This is a genomic window from Wenzhouxiangella sediminis (assembly GCF_003410055.1).
GTDB classification, from domain to species: Bacteria; Pseudomonadota; Gammaproteobacteria; order Xanthomonadales; family Wenzhouxiangellaceae; genus Wenzhouxiangella; species Wenzhouxiangella sediminis.
In genome coordinates, this window is the sequence record NZ_QUZK01000014.1 from 177,167 (window position 1) to 197,384 (window position 20,218).

Annotated in this window: 5 protein-coding genes; all 5 read right to left on the bottom strand. The window is 66.3% G+C overall.

The features are described 5' to 3' along the window. Nucleotide 1: 1 nt before the first annotated feature. On the bottom strand, nucleotides 2-1,753 hold the full coding sequence (locus DZC52_RS03270; protein ID WP_147307591.1) for a hypothetical protein: 1,752 nt from the start codon (nucleotides 1,751-1,753) through the stop codon (nucleotides 2-4). A 25-nt stretch (nucleotides 1,754-1,778) separates the two neighbouring features. Next, nucleotides 1,779-2,768, bottom strand: coding sequence for a peptidylprolyl isomerase (locus DZC52_RS03275; RefSeq protein WP_116649687.1), 990 nt, complete (start codon nucleotides 2,766-2,768; stop codon nucleotides 1,779-1,781). After that, a complete protein-coding gene (locus DZC52_RS03280) occupies nucleotides 2,768-17,824 on the bottom strand; it encodes a beta-propeller fold lactonase family protein (RefSeq protein WP_116649688.1) in 15,057 nt (5,018 codons plus the stop codon). Before DZC52_RS03280 ends, DZC52_RS03275 begins: the two co-directional genes overlap by 1 nt. Nucleotides 17,825-17,967: 143 nt before the next feature. Then, nucleotides 17,968-19,074 (bottom strand): tRNA guanosine(34) transglycosylase Tgt, encoded by a 1,107-nt coding sequence (tgt, locus tag DZC52_RS03285; protein ID WP_116649689.1) that lies wholly within the window; start codon nucleotides 19,072-19,074, stop codon nucleotides 17,968-17,970. Nucleotides 19,075-19,144: 70 nt separating this feature from the next. Then, nucleotides 19,145-20,164: a tRNA preQ1(34) S-adenosylmethionine ribosyltransferase-isomerase QueA gene (gene queA / locus DZC52_RS03290; protein ID WP_116649718.1), complete on the bottom strand. Its 1,020-nt coding sequence runs from the start codon at nucleotides 20,162-20,164 to the stop codon at nucleotides 19,145-19,147. Nucleotides 20,165-20,218 lie beyond the last annotated feature (54 nt).

A 20,218-nucleotide genomic window follows, 5' to 3' on the forward strand; every position in this document is an offset into this window, starting at 1 on the left:
ACTACTGGTTTAGCTGGTCGATGTTGAGCACGCGCCGGAACCGGAACGAGCCGCTGACGAAGATCGTGGAGCGGTGGAGCCCCGAGATCGCCTCGTTGAAAGTTCCCGCCACTTCCCCGTTGCCCCATTCCGGCGACTCGTTGCCCTCCGGGTCGGAACTGGCGAACACGAACTCCATCTCGCGCGTCACCTCGAAGGCTTCCTGGCGATAGTTGATGAACTGCGCGTCCAGGTTGTCGTGGTCTGGATGGAAACGGTGGAGGAAGGGGTTGGTCGAATGTTCGGGATCGAGGACGATCGAGCCGGTCAGAAGCCCTCCGGGTCCGAACACGCCTTCGAGCTCGAGCTCGTCACCCTCGTAGTCGTAGGCGGCCGTGCTCATGCGAATACCGACGGGTTCCCCGTCCCGGAGGATCGCGCCTTCGTATTGCGGCAACAGCGATTCGTCGGTAATCAGGACGTAGCGGCCCGGCTCGTCGACGACATTGAACTCGGGATTGTCGGGGTCGGGCTTGTAAGTGCCCTCCTGCCACATCTGGATGACTTCCTTGAGCAGAACCACATTCCCGCCGGCATCGACATGGACGATCATGCGCAACGGAAACTCGCTGCCGGTGGGCACGGGCACCACGCCGCCGGTCTGCGCCATGCTCACCTCCTCGATCGTGGCGACACCCAGCCACAGCCCGGCGAATCTCGGATCGGTTGCCCGCCCGGCGGCCATCATGCCGCTGGCTCCCTTACGGGACTGCGTCGCCGCCGACGGAGGTTGAAAGACCGCCGCAGAGACTTCAATCAGCTTCCTGCTGCCAAATCCATTCGATATTTCAATGATTTGCGAGGCATTGTTGGCAAATAACTCGGAGCGGCGAACCCCGAAGCGAAGCGTCCGGGATTCGTCCACCGGCAGGCTGAAACTGGTCTCGTCGGGAATGACCGGCCACTCGGTCTCGCCGGTCTCTTCATCCCGGGTACCCAGGGCCAGGGGTACGGGAACGTCGGCATCAAGACGGCGAATACGAATCTCGTTGCTCACCCCGCTCCGGTTCCGCACGACCAGGCTGTCGCGCGCGACACTGGCGCCGAAATCGAGTCGCTCGCCGAAGTCGAGTTCAACCGACAGGGGACCCTGGAACTCGGAGCGGCCCTTGGTATAGACCCAGTAGGCCTCACCACTGCGAATTCGCTCGACCTGCGGCCGGGTAACCGCCACCCACTGTCCGTTGTCGTCGAGCCGGAAGATCACTTGCCCCTCGTGCGCATCGGAGCCAGCGAACCAGCTACCGAAGGTCGGTTCGTTGCCGGGCTCGACCGGAAAACCGGTCAACTGAAAGCCGTCGCTGCGCCAGCGCATCGGCCGCAGGGCCGGGCGCCCGGTAATCTCGAGCGTGCGCGGGCTGCTGCCCTGGAGGCGCACCAGGTAGGGCTGATTGGCGTCGATGGTGTAGAGATTGGTCAGGATGCTCTCGGGCCGTTCCGGCGGGAAGTAGCCGTACCAGCCGTCGATGGTCATCAATTCCTCGTCCGGGTCCTGAATGAAGCTCACCGGTCGGTCATCGGGGATCCAGCGCCACACGCTCGCCACAGGAAGGCCGGCGAAGACCTGCTCGATGGCGTTGACCTCCGGCTCGACCTCGACGTGGATCGCATTCCAGCCGGGGCGCAGCTCGATGGTCTGGGTGACCGTACCGGCGGAAACCGTCCCGGCCGCGGTGAGGAACATCAATAGGGAAAAGGCTGTCAGGCGTTTCATTGCGTCGACTGTCTCCATGTCTCGTTCACTGCGCCGTTCCGGTCGGGTCGGACGGCAGGGCCGGCGGCTCCTCGGGCGAGTCGGACTCGACTGGCGCAGCGTGCGGCGGCTCGACGCTTTCGAGCACCGCCTCGTCGATTTCGGTGGTATGTCCTTCGGCGATATCGACGAAAAGGTCGCGTTCCAGCGCCCGCGAACGCTCACGCTGCAGGCGATGCCGAATGCCGTCGGCAACCTGCTCCAGGGGCTGGGTGCGCCCGGGCTGAAGGGCCGCCAGGCGCACGATGTAGAACGCTTCCGCTGTCTCTATTACCGGCGAGGTCTCGCCGTCCTCCTCGAGTGAATAGGCGGCTTCCAGCACGGGCTGCGGCCAGCGGTAACGCTCGGACTGGCCGTCCACAAGCCAGCCGACGACGCCTCCCTGGTAGCGCGACGATCGATCGTCGGAATGCTCCACGGCGAGGGGACCGAAGTGCATGGTCCCGGCCGGCAACTCCGACACGCCCTGCAGCGCGGCTTCGGCCCTGTCACGAGCCGCGGCGCGCGCTTCGTCCCCGGCTGAGGGCGGCACGTCGATACGGATCATGGCCACCTGTCGACGGGCGGGGCGCGAAAAGGTCTCGCGGTTTTCCTCGTAGTAGGCCGCGACCGCCTCGTCAGTCGGGGCATCGGCTTCAAGACGCGCTTCCAGGCGCTTTTCGCGCAGACGCTGGATAAGCATGCGCTCGACCAGGGCGCGGAACTCGGGCTCCTGGTCGATGCCGACGTCGCGAGCCTCCTGAACCAGCATGCGATGTCGCAGCAGTTCCTCGAGAAGGGCGCGGCGGTTGTCGGCGCTCTTGAAGTACATCGGCCGGCCCTGGCTGCGGCGGGCCATCTCGTGCTCGAACTCGGAAACGGTGATGGTCTCCTCGCCGATTCTCGCCAGAACGCGCTCGCCCTCGTCGGCCGGCTGCCGGCACGCGGCCAGCGCCAGGATCGGGAGGAGCACGAGCCAGGTGGGGAAACGCTGCATCAATCAAACTCCTGTGTCGTTTCAGCGGCCTCGAATCGATCCCGGAAGATCACGTCCAGGTCCAGAACGGTCGCCGCCGTGTCTTCGTTGTTTCCGGGCTCCGGGTCGCTCGTATCACCGGTGAGCGAAACGGTGGCCGTGTTGACCACCCGCTCATCCGGACCGCTCGGCAGCCCCGGATCGATCTGGCCGGTCACGACGAAGAGCAACTGGCCGCCGGCCGGCATCGACGTCGTCGTGTCGATGTCTCCGCTGCCGCTGGCCACGGCGCAACTGGCACCGGCCGAACCCTGGCAACTCCAGGAAACCGAAACCAGCCCGGCGGGCATTGTGTCGACAACCCTGACTGCATCGGCGAGACCGGGACCGGCATTGGTCACGGTGATCTGGTACTCGAGGGGGTCGCCGGGCAGCGCGGCGCCGGCGTCGACCGTCTTGGTCAGCCACAGGTCCGCTTCCGCCGCCACGATCTCGACGCTGGCACTGTCGGTGTCGTTTCCGGGTACGGGGTCGCTACCCTCGCCACCGAGAACCGCACTGGCCTGGTTGTCGAGCGTCGCCGGAACGGCCAGTCCGCCATCGATGCGCGCCGACACGGTGAATTCCGCAGTGCCGCCCGCATCGAGCGAAATGGTCTCGGCAATGGCGCCGCTGCCCGAGCTCGTGCAGGCGCCGTTGGTGGCCACGCACTGCCAGCTCTCGAAACTCATGCCCGGGGGCGGCGTGTCTTCCACGCTAACCAGCGGGGCATCGCTGGGGCCGTCGTTGGTCACCAGGATGTCGAAGATCACCAGTTCGCCCGGGAAACTCTGCTCGACCGCCACCGACTTGGCGATGCGGATATCCGACACGGCGTTCACGGTGCCGCTGACGCTCGATTCGTTGTTGTCGGGATCCGGGTCGGAGGCATCCAGAGGGGCCTCGACCAGGGCGGTATTGCTGAGCTGTCCGCGGAAGGACGGGTCGATCGCGCCCTGAACCCGGATGAGCAGGCGTTCGCCCACCAGCACGTCGACGGATTCGTCGATGTCACCATTGCCGCCGGCCGGGCAGAAGCTGCCGAGCGTGTCGGCAGGAATCGACTCGCAGGTCCAGGTCGCGTCGTTGATGACGCCCGGCAAGAAGTCGGCCACCCGCGCGCCGAAACCGTGGCTCGGTCCGGCATTGGAAAGCTCGATCAGGAAGCCCACCGGGCCGCCGGCGACCAGCGCTGTCGTCTCGCCGCTGATGGCCTTGACCACACCGAGTTCGGTAACCACGCTGATCGGCGCCTCGTCAGTGGCGCTGTGCTCGTCCGGCGTGAGCGCCACCACGTCGCCCGGCAGCATCGCTTCGGCGGTGTTGACCAGGTCGCCCCGGGCGCCCGGGTGAACGCGGGCAGTGATGGTGTAGCTCGCCGTCGCGCCCGGCGCGAGGCTGATCGAGTCGACCAGGCTGTCGCTGGCGCTCTCGGCGCCGTCGCCGCAGAAACCGGCCGGCTGATGGCCGATCGTGACGAGTTCGGCACCGGCGGCTTCGATCGCCGCCATCAGGCCGTCCGCATCGCCGATGAGCCTGCGGACATCCACCAGCCCGCGGTCTTCGAGGCGATCGATCGCCACCAGGCTACCGTCCGTCCACTCGCGTTCGAAGACGAGGACCCCGCCATCGTTGCGCGAGCCCGCATACAGGTACTGACCGTCATCGGCCATGACGAGGGCGCTGGCGCCGTCGAGCCCCGTCGACACCTCCTGGCCGTTGCGAATCTGCTCTTCGAACTGGAGCAGGCCCGTAAGCGGATCGCGGGTGAAGCGGCTGACCGAATCGTCGGCCAGACTGGCGGCATAGACATGCTGTCCCTGCGGACTGATGACCAACGACTGGACCAGACCCAATCCAACGACGTTCAGGCCGCCTTGCGCGTCACCATTGGCCAAGTTGTCGAGGTAGGCCAGGTCCCCTTCCCCATCCAGTTCGAAGATGACGATCGCGTCATGATCGGCCGCGGCGGCATACAGATGCGCCCCATCCGGACTGATCACCAGGTCGCGCACACCGTCGAGAACGTCGAGCGGCAGGCCGATGCCGCTGCGCATACTCTGGCGCCATTGCAGACTGCCGTCGACAGGATCACGTCCGAAGACGGTCACCGCGCTGGAGTCGCGTGCACCGATGTAGATGCGATCGTCGGCCGGCCCCGCGATGACGCGGACCGGACCGTCGAGCCCGATCACCGCGCTCTCGCCATTGCTGCGCAGCCCCTCGTAAACCAGGCCGCCGCCTTCTGTATCGACGGCAAACCGGGCGACGCTGTCGCCGCTTTGCGACACCACGTAGAGATGGCGACCGTCACGCGAGAAAGCGAGATCGGCAGCGCCGGCCAGGCCCGCCACGATCGCCACTACGGCGTCATTTTCATCGAGCATCTCGTCCCCGTCCGACAGGGAGTCGGCGAGGGTCAGGCTTCCGGTGCCCGCCTGCCGGCTGTACAGGCGCAGCTGTGCGGAAGCCGGGCTGGCCGCTGCCGCCCACAGACCGTCCTCGGAAATGGCCACTGCGCGAAGGCCCGCCGTATCCGCGTCGCCGTCGGCACTGCCGAAGACCAGCGGATCGGAACTCGTGCACTGCCACTGACCGGAGCCGGCGACCACGCCGGCACCGCCCGGATCCGGTATCGAGCCGGGCAGGGTCGGCAGGAAATCGCTGACCACGATATCGCGGATGCTGCTCGGCCCGTTGTTGGTCACGGTGACCAACCAGTTGCCGTCCTCGCCGGCAACCAGCGGGCCGTCCTGCACCGACTTGGCCACGCTCAGTGCCGATTCGGCCCGGATGGGCACAGTCACGACAGCCGTGTTGTTGGCCGGATCCGGATCCGTTCCGGCGGTTTGCGGCGTCACGCCGGCGTTCAGATCGAACGCCCCACGGGCATTTGCCATGACGCTGGCCTGCAGGTCGTAGACGACGCGTCCGCCGGAAACCAGGTCGACGGTATCGACCAGCTGCCGCTTGCCCAGGCGTTCGCAGCGCGAACCGGCAAGAACGCGGAAACGATCGATCGTCGGGCCACCGGCCAGGTAGAGCTGACGGCCGTCCCCACCGAGCAGGACAGACGCGGGAGAGCCCGCTTCGCTACCGCCGGCGAAGTTGCCAAGGAACTGCATGTCTCCGGTCGAGTCGTCTTCGACGAAGGCACTGACCGTCCTCAGTCCCGACACCGTGTCGCGGGCTGCCGTGTAGATCACGTCACGAACCGGATCCACGATCACCTCGTCGGCGCCGGCCAGTCCGGAGACGATGGCCGAAGGCGTGCCCACTTCGTCGCCGTCGGCCAGACGATGCCGCAGCAACAACGACTCGAGCCCGGGTCGGTCGAACAAGCTCAGGGAATGGTCCGCGCCGTTGCGGGCGAGCGTGACAACGACGCCATCGGCCCGCATCGCAAGCGAACGCACGCCGGCAAGACCGTCGAGCGTGCCGCCGTCTCCGTCGGGCCCGCCCTGCACGAAGAAGCCATCGGGCGTCAGGGAGCCGTCCGCGCTTCGGTCAAAGCGCACGATCGCATTCGCGGCGGGCGCAGCAGCCCACAGCGCGTTTCCATCGTCGACCAGCAGCAGGTCGACGGGCCCGTCGAGATTCTGGACCCCGCCCTGCAGGTTTCGCCTGACCTGCTGGAAGCCGAGTGCGCCGCTGGTCGCATCGCGAGAAAGCACTGCGATGGCGTCATCGAGTTCCCCGGCCACGTAGACGTTCTCGCCGTCCTCGCTGATCGTCAGCGAACGCGCGCCGGCAAGGCCGTCGACGGCGCCGACTCCGTCACGGATCACACCAACGAATGCCAGTTGTCCGGTGACGTCATCGCGCTCGAAGGCGGCAATCGCATCGTCTGCACGACCGGCGACATAGACATGGGCGTCGTCCGGGCTGACGAGGATGTCGAAACCGCCGGCCAGACCGTCGACCACGGGCGCGGACGAACCACTGCCGTCGGGTTCGAGATTGAACAACTGCTGGCGAAGCGTGATGTTGCCGGTCAGCGGGTCACGCTCGAATACGGCCAGGACATCGTCTCCGGATTCCTCGCCGACGGCATAGACGTGACGTCCATCGCGGCTGAGGGTGGCGGCGCGGGCCAGATCGAGGCCGTTTCCGGTCTGGTCGGCGAGCTCGAGCAGGCCGGGCTCGACGTCCGGCTGGCAGATCCAGTCTTCGAGCAGCAGCGCCTCGGGCAGTTGGAGCCCGACGCGGCTTCCGGCGAGCGCGCCCGGGCCGTCGTTGTGAACCACGACGCGCATGTCGAAGGTCGAACCGGCCACTGCCTCGGCGGGCAGATCCTGGAATTCGACGCGCAGGTCGGAGCGGTTGTTGATGGTGGTGTCATCATCGACCGCGAGGTTGTCGCCGCCGCCCAGATCGACGATTCCGGCCGGCAACTCGACCCGCGCCTCGTTGACGATGCCACCGCTGGCGTCGGGACGCAGCGTGCCAATGGCTTCGATGATGGCGGAATCGCCTGCCGCCAGCGAAATCGTGGCATCCACATTGCCGCTGAACTGGCCGTTGGGGCAACTGCTGCCGCTACCGGTCGGACCGACGATCTGGCAGCTCCAGCTCACCGAGTCGAACTGATCCGGGAAGAAGTCTGTCACGCGCGCCCCTTCGACGCGGCTCGGGCCCTCGTTGTGGACGGTGATCAGATACTCCACCGCCCCCCCGGGAACGGCACCCCCGCCCCCCTGCACCACGGCGCCGGCCGGCGCGAGGTTGCCCGCGGAAAGCTCGAACACGCTCACGGAATCGGCGTCCGCGGCCGCCACATGCAGACGGCTACCGTCAGGCGTGGGCCACAGATCGCTCGCACCGGCCAGGTCGTCGCGTTCGGCCAGCGATTGGCTGAACTGCAACTCGCCGCTGACCGTGTCGCGCTGGAACAGGGCCAGGGTGCCCGCGAGCCTGGAACCGGCGACCAGCCACTCGGCCGACCCGCCCATGAAGTCCAGGCTGTCGACCCCGACGAGCCCGGCGGCGTCCCCTTCCCCATCAATCAGGACTTCCTCGAAACTCAGGCGTCCGAAGTCGGCATTGCCCGAGACGGTATTTCTGGCGAACCGGACGACAGCGTTGTTGCCCGTACCGGCGGCGTAGAGGAAAGCACCGTCCGGACTGACGAGCAGCTTCGAGACGTCGAGCAGACCGCTGACGCTGCCGACAAGGTTGCGGCGCGACTGGCGCCACTCCAGGGCGCCGAACGTAGCGCTCATTGCATCGGCGTTTCGCGAGAACACCACCACCGAGTCGGATTGAGTGGCGGCCACGTAGAGATGCCGGTCATCCGACGACAGGGTCAGATGCACCGGCCGCGCCATGTCGATGACACCGTCGGTGCCGTTCTGGGACAGGCCGTTGTAGCTCAGCGTGCCGTAGCCGTCCTCGTCGGCGTCATGCTGGCGATCGAACACCACCACGGCGTTGCCGTTGGTTCCGGCCACGTAGAGGTGACGGCCCTGGCTGTCCATCGCCATGGACCGCGCGCCGGCCAGCCCGATCACGCCGCTGGCGTTGTTGCTGTAAGTCGCCAGCCAGCTCAGGTGGCCGTTGGTCGGGTCGCGCTCGAAGGCGACGACCGCACTGTCCAGCGAGGAGGCGGCGTAGACGTGCCGGCCGTCGGGACTGACCAGGAGGTCGGAGATGCCGTTGAGTTCGGATACCGGTCCGTCACCGTTGAGCACCAGCTGTTCGAAGGTCAACGGTGCCGAGCCGGTCGGACCAGTGCTCGGCGACAGATCGTAGACGCCCAGACCGGGTTCACCGGGTGCGGCAACGTAGAGGTGACTGCCCAGTGTCTCCGTACCCGCCAGCGCCCGGGCACCAGCCAGGCCTCGGAACTCGGCGAGATTGTCCGTCTTGTCGATGGTCAGGCGCGCCGCGGCATCCAGGAAACTGGCATCTTCAGCCGAAACCGAGCGGGCTCCGCCGGGTTCGGACCAACTTGCCTCGACAGCGTTGACGACGCACTGGCGGCCGGAATCGAGCGGCTCGGGACAAATCACGCCCTCGGCGTCTGCGTGGACGTCGACCGACAGGTCGATGACGATCTCCCCGCCGGCAGCGACGTCGACAACCAGGTCCAGGTCGCCCGCGCCTGAATCAACCGAGCAGCGCGAGAAACCGGCACGATCGAACTGGACCACCGCGCCGTCGAGAACCGCTCCGCTGAAAAGGGTTTCGCCGTCACCGCTGAAAGCCAGGCTCGAGACGCCGGACAGGCCGCTCTCCCCACTGCCGTCGATCTGCCTGGAAACCGTCGATAGCTGGCCGGTTTCGCGGTCCCTGCGGAATACGAGAATGCTGCTGCTCTCGAAGGCGGCCACGTAAAGGCTGCCCCCGTCGGCACTGACGCGCAGCGCCCGCGGGCCGAGCAGCCCCGGTGCGTCGTCCAGCTGCTGGATTGGACTGGCCAGGCGACCGAACTGGTCGCTGTCGGAATCGTTGTCGCGCGGGAACACCACGATGCTGTCGGCGTCCCGGCCGGCGGCGTAGAGATGCTCGCCCAGCGGAGAAAACGCCAGGTCCGCAACACCCTCGAGGCCCGGGATGGCCGGTGCCTGGCGGGTCTGGAGATGGGTTAGCGTGCCGTCCGAGGCCCGCTCGAAAATCGTCACGGCGCCCGCACCCGTACCGGCGACGTAGACGTGCCCGTCCTCCGGCGCCACCAGGACCCGGCTGGCGCCGTTGAGTTCCGGCAGCGCACCCGTGTCGATGGTCTGCTGAAGGGTCAGCGTGCCCGCGCCCGTATCGCGGGAGAAGACAAAGACTCCGCCGCTGTTGGCCGCGGCCAGATAGAGCGAGGTGCCGTCCTGGCTGAGCGCCATACCCTGGGGCTGATCGAGCGACTCCAGGCCGGGATCGTCCGGCGAATGCACCTCGATCAATCGCAGCCGGCCATAGTCTGCATTCAGGGGATCGCCCAGTTCGGGCTCGAAAACCAGCAGACTGTCGTCGACCTGGCTGCTGACATAGATGTGGCTGCCGTTGCCACCGACGATGACGTCGCGGGCGCCACGCAAGCCGGCAACCGGCGCACCGTCGACATCGACACCGCCTTCGACGATTCGATCGTCGACGATAAACTCGCCGCTGACGCCATCGATGGAAAGCGCCGTCAGGGAATTGCCCAGCAGTCCTGTGACATAGACGCGCTCGCCGAGCTCCGCGGCACCCGCCGGCGCCGCCGTCCAGGCCAGCGCCGACAGCCCGTCGAGACCGGCCGTCACACCCGTGCCGGCCTTCAGCGACGCCTGTCGCCGAAGCTGCCCCGCGCCGATCGCGCGGCACGACCAGGCAGCCGTGGATTCGTCGAACTGGTCGTTGGCCGAGAGCAAGTCCTGCACGGTCACGTCGCGAGCATGGCTCGGACCTTCATTGCCGATCACGATGCGATAGTCGTCGGTCTCCCCGGCAACGACGCTGAGACGACCGTTGTCCTTGCTGATCGTCAGTTCGCTGCTCGGCGCCAGGTCCCTGGGGTCGGACTGGTCGGCGGTGTTCGTTCCCGTATTGGTCACGTCGTCACCGACGCTGATGGTGGCTTCGTTGACAAGCTCACCGGTCGCTGCCGGATCGACGATGGCCGTGACGGTGAAGCGAATCGTACCGTCGGCGGCAATGAACACTTCCTCGGACAGGTTGCCGCCGCCCGACGCGGCACAACTGGAACCGGCTCTCCGCACGAAGGCTGCAACGGACTGGCTACCCAGGGACGCGGTATAGATATTGCGTCGGGAACCGCGCGAGACGGCCAGGCCGTATGGCCGACCGACACCGATAATGCCGCGGGTGTTGTTCTGTCGGGTTTCAAGCGGATAGAGCTGACCGAACTGACTGCCGCCGACGCTCGTATTTCTGTCGAGTACGATCAGGGCATCGCCACCGTCGGCAGCCACGTAGACCCGATCGTTGGACGGATCGACCACCACGTCGCGTGGACTGATCAGCGCCTCCAGGCCCTCGGCGCCACCGAGCAGGGTCTGCTGGAAGCGCACTCGCCCGTAGAGGGTTTCCAGGCCGGGATCCGACTCGCGACGCAGAACCGTCACGGCATCACCGTCGAGCGAGGTCACGATGACGTGCTCACCACCGCCGGCGTCGTGAGTCACATCGATGCCGGTCGGAGACGTAATCACCGCTCCTTCATTGCCGTCGTAGAAAGTCTGTCGATAGGTCAGCATGCCGGCATCGTGCTCGAGCACGACCACGCTGTCGGACTGGCGCGAGGCAACGTAGAGATGCGCACCGTCCCTGGACATGGCGAGCGCATTGGCGCCGAGCATGCCCGCAACGCCGTCGACGCCGTCGCGGGCTTCTCCGAGATGAGTAAGGCTGCCGTCGACCGGGTCACGGGCAAAAACCGCCACCGCGTGGTCGAAACGACCGGCCGCGAAAACGTACTGACCACCCGGTGACGCGGTAATCGCAGCCGTGCCGGCAAGCCCTGTGACTCCGGCCTCGCCGTTGCGGTAGACACCGATGAACGCGGCTGCACCGCTCGCGAGCTGCTGCCGGAAATGGGCCACGGCGCTGTCGCGCTCCGAGGCCACGTAGATGTCCTCGGACGTTCCGTCGTCGGAACGCAGGGCGACCACGTCGAGTGCACCGTCGAGGCCTTCGACGCCGCCTTGCAGGTCACGGAAGGCCTCGCGAAAACGGAGATGACGACCCGGCTCGGTGGCACCTGAATCGCGCTCGAAGATGGCCAGCGATCCCCGATCGCCGGAGCCCACCTGGCCGAAACCCGCCACGTAGAGCCACTGCCCATCGCTGCTCAGGGACGCACCGCGGGCACCGAGCAGACCGCTTGCCTCATTGCCGAATCCATCGTCGGCGCCGTCGAACACGGCCTCGAGGAATCCGTAGGTTGGATCGGGGGCGAGGCGTTCGAACACGCCGAGCTGCCCGGTTCCCGTCACCGTGAAGACGTGCCTGCCGTCAGCGCTGAATACGGCATCGCGCACATCGGCCGCACCGCCCGGCGCACGGCCGACATCGGCCAGTCCCGGCTGGACCATCTGCATGGGCTGGAGCGTGCCCACGAAAGGCTGCCGACGAAACACCATGAGCCGGTCGGCGCTTCGGCCGCTGGCGACCAGGTGTTCGCCGTCGAGACTGACGGACAGCGCGTCGAGCCCGGCAAGCGCGCCAGCCTCGATCCCGTCCGGCAGATCACCACTGGCATCGAGCGCCGACAGGGAAACGGTCTGCTCACGACTCAGAGCGCCGGATGCGCTGTCGCGCCCGTAGACGACGATCGTTCCCTCGTTGCCGCCCACGTAGAGGTTCTCCCCCTGCCCATCCATGCCGGCCAGGTCGGCGCGCGGATTGATGGACCCCGCCGGGTCGACAGCAAGGGCACTCACCGGCGTGAGGTCGCCGAACCCGACTGCCGTATCGTCGACCTGTCGCTGGAAGTGAACGACGTTGCCCTGCGAGGAAATCGGCGAGACCTCGTCTTCGAGGAGGGTCGTGTCGACGCCGCCGGTCACCGAATACAACCGCAGGTTGTCCACCCACCAGCCGGTGGCGCCAATGACCTGTCCTTCGCCCAGTCCGAAGCGAACCATGAGTTCGTCGCCGGGCGCCGCCAGGTCGGTCAGATTCAAACGCACCGCATCGAAGCCCGAGGCATAGCCCGGCGACCGATTGCACCAGCCCGGGCTGCCGCTGAGCGGGTTGTTCTCGTAACCGTTTTGCGTGCCGTTGTATCCACCGGTTTCGAATGCGCTGCCGGGATCGGCGACGGCTTGCCAGCTGTCACCGCCGTCGAGCGAATACTGAAGAACGCCCACGTCGAAGCAGCTGAACGGGGTGTCCAGGTCGAAGCGATGTTCGAACTCCAGGTAGAGTTCGTCGAAGCTCGGCAGGGGAATCGACTGTTCCTGCGTGAGCCACTTGAGATCCACGCCCGAGGTGTTGTTGACGAAATAGGTCTGCCCGTAGGTGCCGCCGTAATCGGCCCGCACCCAGTCGGGACCGGAGAAGCCGGCTTCCCGGCCGGAGCCGGTCACATAGATGTCGCGGTCATTGGGGGCGATTTCGATGCTGTTCGCCCCCCACATGCCGTCGTTCGGCAGCCCGAGAGACGAGGCTCTGACTTCGCCTTCGAAGGCGAGCGTTCCGGTTGCCGGATTGCGCCTGAAAATCGCCACCGCATGATCCTCGCGTCCGACGACGTAGACATGTTCCCCATCTTCGCTGACCGCCACGTCGGAGGCACCGCGCAGACCGGTCACAGGGGCGAACGAATCGGCCGGTTCTTCGCTGCCGAGGGCCCGGGTCTCGACGAAGACCAGGCGACCGTAATCCTCGCTGCCGGCGACATGTTCGCGGCGGAAGACCGTGACGGCGTTCGCATCGGCCGAAGCGATGTAGAGATGCCGCTGGTCCGGGCTGAGCGTCATTGCCCGCCCGCCGCTGAGACCCGCGACCGTCAAACCGCTGTCATCGCCGTCGTCGACGCCCTCGATTTCGATCTCGAGCTGCGTCAGGGCGCCGAAGCCGGGTCCGGGAACAACATTGCGTTCGAAGACGGCGACCGTGGCGGGAATCGCCTCCTCGCCTTCGCCCGGCGCACCGCCGCCCAGCGCGTATACATGCCGACCGTCCGCGCTGCTGACCACTGCGCTGGCATCGGCCAGGGACTCGCCCAGGCCCAGGTCGAAGTCGTAGATCAGGTCGCCCGGAATGGGCGTGGTGGCATCGCAGGTCCAGGCCACCTCCGTCAGCTCCGGACCGAACAGGTCGCTGACCGTCACCGGCACCCCGTCGGGTCCGTCGTTGGTCAGCGTGATCTGGAACTGGACTTGCTCGCCGGGCACCACGCTCGATCCGGCCAGGATTTCCTTGGTGATATCGAGATCAGCGGTAGCAAGCAGGCGCGTTGTGGCGCTCTGAACATTGTTGACGGGATCGGTCTCGTCCACATCGGCCGGCGTTGTGGCCGAGGCCGTGTTCTCCACCTCGGCGGCCTCCTCGTCGAAGATCGGAACGCTGACCAGTAGCTCCGCGCGCGCCTGCGGCGCCAGCGCCAGATCCTGGTCGAGCGGCCCGGACTGCCCGACCAGGTCGGTGCTCTGACACGCCCCCGATTGGTACCCGCAACAGCTTTCGGCCAGCGAGGACTCGCCACCGTCGACGATCGAACACGACCAGCTGGCGCCGGCGGCAGTGAGGCTGGGATCGTCGAGCGGGTCCTGGAGGTTGACGCCGCGAACCGCCGACGGCCCGAAGTTGCCGACGGTGAGCCTGAAATCGGCATACATCCCGTTCTCGTCGGCGCTGGTGCCCAGGCTTTCCTTCTTGAGCCACACATCGGCCTCGGCCGTCAGGTCCACACTGTGGGTGTCGGTGAGGTCGTCTGGCGAAAAGGCCTCGATACCGGCCGGCATGGACAGTTGAACTTCATTGGTCAGCGTCGCATTCGGTGTGGCTGCCGGATGAAGCCGGCCGCGCAAGGTCAGGGTCAGCGAGGACTGAGCGCCGAGGTTGACCTCGTGCCCGTCGAGCCCGCCGGACTGGAATGGCGTGGGCTGCAGGACACCGCACTGACCGGCGCCCGGATTGCAGCAGGCGTTCTCGCTGGCCGAACACTGCCATTCGCGCGTACTGGACACGAAACCCGCCGGATCGCCGGGATAGGCCGGCAGCAGATCGGTGACACTCAAGCCGGTCACGCCGGAGGGGCCGTTGTTGACGATCTCGACGGTGAAGGAGAAATCCGTTCCCGGCACCGGGCGCTGCCCCGGCGCATTCGTCGTCACCACCACTTCGGTGGCGTTGCGAATATCGAGCTCCTTGGTGCTCGACAGCTGCTGGCCGCTGGCCTCGTCCCATGCGGGTGCGGCGGTCAGCTCCGCGGTGTTGGAAAGCGTTCCGGTGGCCGTGCCGGCCTTGACCGCAGCGTGAATGGTGACCACGACCGATTGCCCCGCGGGCAGGGTCAGGGCCACGTCCTCGAGCGGATCATCGGAGACTTCGTTACGACGCAGGTCGTTGCACGCGCCCGCCGCTACGGTTCGAAACACCAGCACGGCTCCGGTGTCGGGCGCGGTGGCGCCCGAAACGTCGCCGGAGGTCGCGCTCACGTAGAGCCTTTCATCGGTCGCGTCGAGAACGGCATCATTGGCCTGCAGCCCGCCCGGAAGTCCGACGGACCGGACGAATTGCATGGCGCCGCCGCTGCCCCGCTCGAAAAGCGTGATCGCGGCATCGGCGGCGGCAGAGACGAACAGCGTGTCGCCGTCGGCGGTCAGCGCCAGGCCACTGACGCCCTCGAGCCGCCTGTCCGGCACCGCGCTGGCCACGAACGCCGTCGCCGCACCGAGCAGGCCGCTGCCGGAATCGCGTGCCACGGCGAAAACGCTGTCCTGACCGCCGACGAAAAGCTCATCCTCGCCCACCTCGACGACCCGCACGGCAACCGGACCCGAACCGTTGTCCAGCGCCGTGGAAGCCGTCGACAGCGGCGTCAGCCCGCCATCGACGCCGTCGACGGCAAAGGCAACCACGGCCTGGTCATCGGGCGCTGCGGCATACAACCAGCTGCCGTCGGGCGACAGGGCCAGCCCGGCCACACCGCCGATCAGCACGGGATTGCCGCCGGTCGCGTCGCGAACGATATCGCCCACGACCGACAGGCTTTGCGCCTCGGCGTCGAGCGCGATCTGACGAATTCGGTCGCCGCCGCTTTCGGCCAGGTAGAGGAAGCGACCGTCCGGCGAGAACACCAGGTCGCTGGGTGAATCGAGGGTTGCACCAAGCGTGAAGACCGCGGCGAGCGATCCCGTGGAAGCGTTGCGAGAGAAAAGCGTCAGTTCCGCGGCGCTGCCGTGACCGGCGGCCACCAGCCACTCACCGTTCGGGTGCACAGCCAGCACCCGGGGTGCGGTCAACTCTTCGTTGATGCCGTTCAGGCTCAGTCGCCCGTATTCAGGGCCACGGACGTTGTCGCGGTCGAGAACGGCAATCGCGCCTTCGAAGCGGCCGCCGACATAGATGTGATTGCGATCGGGCGACAGCGAGACCGACCAGGCGCCGCCAAGCCCGGTGGTCGCGGCGGCGCCGGTGTCGAGGGTCTGGTCCCAGGCCGGACGCTGATCCCAGCCGCAGCTCCAGCAGGGCTCGGTGGCGCTGGTCGCGCACACACCGATGACGCCGCGCAGACGCGAATCGAATGCGTCTTCGAGCATCGGGCGGAGACCGCCGACCAGGTCGCTCGGGCCGGCATTGGACACCGTGATGTCGTAGGTGAATGCCTGCTCGGGAACGAGCAGCTCGGACTCGGAGTCCTTGAGGATCGAAAGGTCCCAGACCGCGGCGAAGGTCACCGAGTCGGAAGCGGCGGCATTGTTGCCGGTCAGCGGATCATGCGTGGCCGCCTCGACCTGGGCGCCGCCGAAGGCGCTGGGTGCAGTCGCCTCGCCCGGCAGTGAGGGATTTCTCGGCGCCAGGGCCGAAATGGTCAGAGTACTGGTCCCGACTGCCAGTTCATCGATTTCGCAGCGGTAGCTTCCCAGGCGCTGATTGGCCGAGCAGGCCCAGGCTTCGGACGAGGAGAATCCCGTCACGATGACGCCCTCGGGCACGCTCTCGACGAGCGCGATATCGCGGGCCAGAGAAGGACCGTCGTTGTCGACCTGCATCGTCCAGCTGAACGTCGATTCCGCGTCGACGGGGTTTGCCGGCACCGATCCGCGTGAAAGCAGCAGGTCGGCCGAAGGCTCCAGGTCGACGCTGACCAGGGCACTGGTGTTCTGGGGCGAATCGGGTAAACGCTGGTCGGCCTCGACCACAGCCTGGTTGCCCAGCTCAATCGGATCATCCACCGCGCTCGGCGTGACCGTCAGCTCGAGCACCCGGTTCGAGCCGTTCGGCGGCAGGGCGAGACCCGCATCGAGCTGGCACTCGATGACCGTTTCCCCGACTGGTGCCGGCGTGAGTTCCTGACAAGTCCAGTCGGAAGCCGGCGAGGCGCTGTAGGACGCCACGGCATTCTCACGATCGAACGTGTCGACCACCGTCACGTTGGTGGCCTCGTGCGGCCCGAGGTTTGAAATCGTGTAGGTGTAGGTGAGGGACTCGCCGGAGTAGACGGTGGCAGTGTCGGCCGACTTGTTGATCCGCAGATCGGACTCCAGGAAGACGTCGACAGTGGCGTCGGCACTCTGGTGCGGCCACGACGACGCGCTCGCATCCGACTCCGCCTCGGCAACATTGGTCAGGGTGACGTCCTGATCGGGCGCCGTTGCCGTCAGAATCAACGGCGAGGTCGTGGCGCCCGCCGCCAGGGTGGCCGGATCATAATCGCAGTTGACGGTCTCGGGTGGACCGGCACTCACCGTACAACTCCAGTCCGTACCGAATCCGTCCTGCGGATTGTCGTCGACGTCCAGGCCGGTGGGCATGACATCGCGCACGCGAACATTGGCGACCTCGGCAGGTGCCAGATTCTCGACGGCGATCTCGAACGTCACGCTGTCGCTTCCGGCAACTTCCAGGCTATCGACGAGCGAGGCACCGTCGTCGATCAACTTGCTGACCGACAGGTCCGACGCGTAAATCGTGGTATCGAGGGTATCGGTGGCTTGTTCGTTCGCAGCGACTTCAAGCGCCACCGCGTTGCTCAGAACCGCATCGGACGCCTGGGCGGCGGCGTCGACAGAAACCGTGATGACGTGATCCCCGGCCGACAGATCGGCGTCGGCATCGCAGGTCACGACGTCCGGACTCCCGCTGACCGAGCAGGTCCATCCCGCGCCGCCGGCGCCGGCATAAACCAGGCCGGCAGGCAGGCTGTGGACCACCGAAACATCGGCAACCGGCGCTTCCGCCGAAGATGCGGTCACGGTGATCGTGTAGTCGAACTGCGCTCCTCCGGAGGCGCCGGCCGGGCCGGTCAGGTCGACTTCAATGGATTGCGCTACCGCCGGCAGGAAGATCGCCAGGGCAACAGCCAGAAACTTCGAGATCAGTGTGGTGGTGCTAAGGCCCGGAAACCCACACGACCCGGCGGCCGATTGATCCATGTATCCCTCTTTGTCGTTGGCGGGCCAGCTCGCGTTGATGAGCCGCCCTCTCCCTCGCTGGAGGACACATGATCGTGAAGTAAGTCACAAAAGTCAAGTTTAGTGTGACGCGCGTCACACTTTTCTTTTTCTATGCGCCAATCTCACGGGTCGCGCGCCGACCAGCCGTCCGCCAGGCTGCGGGCCAACTGTTCGAAGTTCCCAGCTTCGATGGCCTGTCGCATCTGACGCATCAGCGACTGATAGTAATGCAAATTATGGATCGTGGCCAATCGATGCCCGAGGATCTCGTTGCACTTGTTGAGGTGCTTCAGGTAGGCGCGTGAAAACCGCCGGCAGGTGTAGCAATCACAGTCGGGATCGACCGGCCCGGTGTCGCGTTCGTGGCGGGCGTTGCGGATCTTGACGATGCCGCGGCTCGTGAACAGGTAGCCGTTGCGCGCATTTCGGGTGGGCATCACGCAATCGAACATATCCACACCCCGCGCCACCGCGGCGACCAGATCTTCGGGCCGCCCCACCCCCATGAGGTAGCGCGGACGATCCGCCGGCAGCAACGGACACGTGGCTTCCAGGATCGATTCGCGCTCGGACTCCGACTCACCGACGCTCAGACCGCCGATGGCGTAGCCGTCGAAACCGATGTCGAGCAATCCCTCGACCGAACGGCGTCTCAGAGGCGGATACATGCCGCCCTGGACGATGCCGAAAAGGGCGGCGGGGTTGTCGCCGTGGGCGCGCCGGGAGCGCTCCGCCCAGCGCAAGGAACGCTCCATGGAGTCGCGGGCTTCCTGCTCGCTGGCCGGATAAGGCGTGCACTCGTCGAAAATCATCACGATGTCGGAGCCCAGTGCGCGCTGCACCGCCATGGAATCTTCCGGCCCGAGAAAGACCTTCGAACCGTCCACAGGCGAGGCAAAGGTCACCCCTTCTTCGGTCATTTTCCTCAGATCGGCGAGACTGAACACCTGGAAACCACCCGAGTCGGTCAGGATCGGACCGTCCCAGCCCATGAAGTCGTGCAGGTCGCCATGGGCGGCGATAACCTCGGTTCCGGGGCGCAGCATCAGGTGAAATGTGTTGCCGAGGACGATCTCCGCACCGATTTCACGCAGCTCTTCGGGCGTCATCGCCTTCACGGTGCCGTAGGTACCGACCGGCATGAAAGCCGGCGTCTCCACAGTACCGCGACCGAAGGTCAACCGCCCCCGTCGCGCCCCGCCGTCGGTAGCGAGCAAATCAAACTCCATCGACACTCAATCTCCAATCACGACCCATATCTTCACCGAAACTCGAAAACCTGAAACCTGAAACCTTCCCTCAACTTATAAACATCGCATCGCCGTAGCTGAAGAAGCGATACTCCGCTTCGACAGCGTGACGGTAGGCGGCGAGCACGTTCTCACGGCCGGCGAACGCGCTGACAAGCATCAGCAGGGTCGACCCGGGCAGGTGGAAATTGGTCACCATCGCATCGACCGCCCGGAACCGGTAGCCGGGATGGATGAACAGTCGGCTGTCGCCCTCGAAGGGCGCCAACTCTCCGCTCGAGGCGGCCGTTTCGAGTGAACGAACCGCCGTCGTTCCAACCGCAACGACTCGACCGCCGCGAGACTTCGCCGCATTCACCGCCGCGACCAGATCGGCTGAAACCGACAACCATTCTGCGTGCATGCGGTGCTCGGACACCTCCTCGACTCGCACCGGCTGAAACGTGCCGGCGCCGACATGAAGGGTGCACTCGGCCTGCTCCACGCCTTTTTCGTCCAATCTCGCGAAGATGTCTTCGTCGAAGTGCAGGCCGGCAGTCGGAGCGGCCACCGCCCCCGGCACACGCGCGTAGACGGTCTGATAGCGCTCGGCGTCGCTCGCCTCGTCCTCACGTTCGATGTAGGGCGGCAACGGCATGTGCCCCACGGCATCGAGCAGCGCCGACCAGCCGGGACCGGCAACCACGCCGAGGCGCCAGAATTCATCCTCGCGTCCGAGCACCTCGAGTTCGGCGTGATCGTCGACGACAAGCCGGGCGCCCTTGCGGGGCTTGCGGTTGACCCGCAGCTGCACGACCGCTTCGCGCTCGTCGACGACGCGCTCGATCATGATTTCCACCCGGCCGCCGCTCTCCTTGCGCGCCCACAACCTGGCCGGAATCACGCGCGTGTTGTTGAATACCAGCAAGTCGCCCGGCTCGAGCAGGTCCGGCAGGTCGGCGAAGCGACGGTCGTGCCACCGCCCGCTCTCGCGCTCGAGATGCAGAAGCCGGCTGGCTGAGCGCTCGCGCAGGGGATACTGTGCGATCAGCCGTTCCGGCAGGTCGAAACGAAAATCGGAAACCTTCATGACGGGCGGTCCATCGAACAGAGCGTCATTGTAGCGGCACACCTGCCGGATCGT

What these genes read in the sequence shown, in the direction of transcription:
- DZC52_RS03275 (WP_116649687.1), bottom strand. Translation starts at nt 2,768, where the DNA reads ATGCAGCGTTTCCCCACCTGGCTCGTGCTCCTCCCGATCCTGGCGCTG.
- DZC52_RS03280 (WP_116649688.1), bottom strand. Translation starts at nt 17,824, where the DNA reads ATGGATCAATCGGCCGCCGGGTCGTGTGGGTTTCCGGGCCTTAGCACC.
- tgt (WP_116649689.1), bottom strand. Translation starts at nt 19,074, where the DNA reads ATGGAGTTTGATTTGCTCGCTACCGACGGCGGGGCGCGACGGGGGCGG.
- queA (WP_116649718.1), bottom strand. Translation starts at nt 20,164, where the DNA reads ATGAAGGTTTCCGATTTTCGTTTCGACCTGCCGGAACGGCTGATCGCA.
- DZC52_RS03270 (WP_147307591.1), bottom strand. Translation starts at nt 1,753, where the DNA reads ATGAAACGCCTGACAGCCTTTTCCCTATTGATGTTCCTCACCGCGGCC.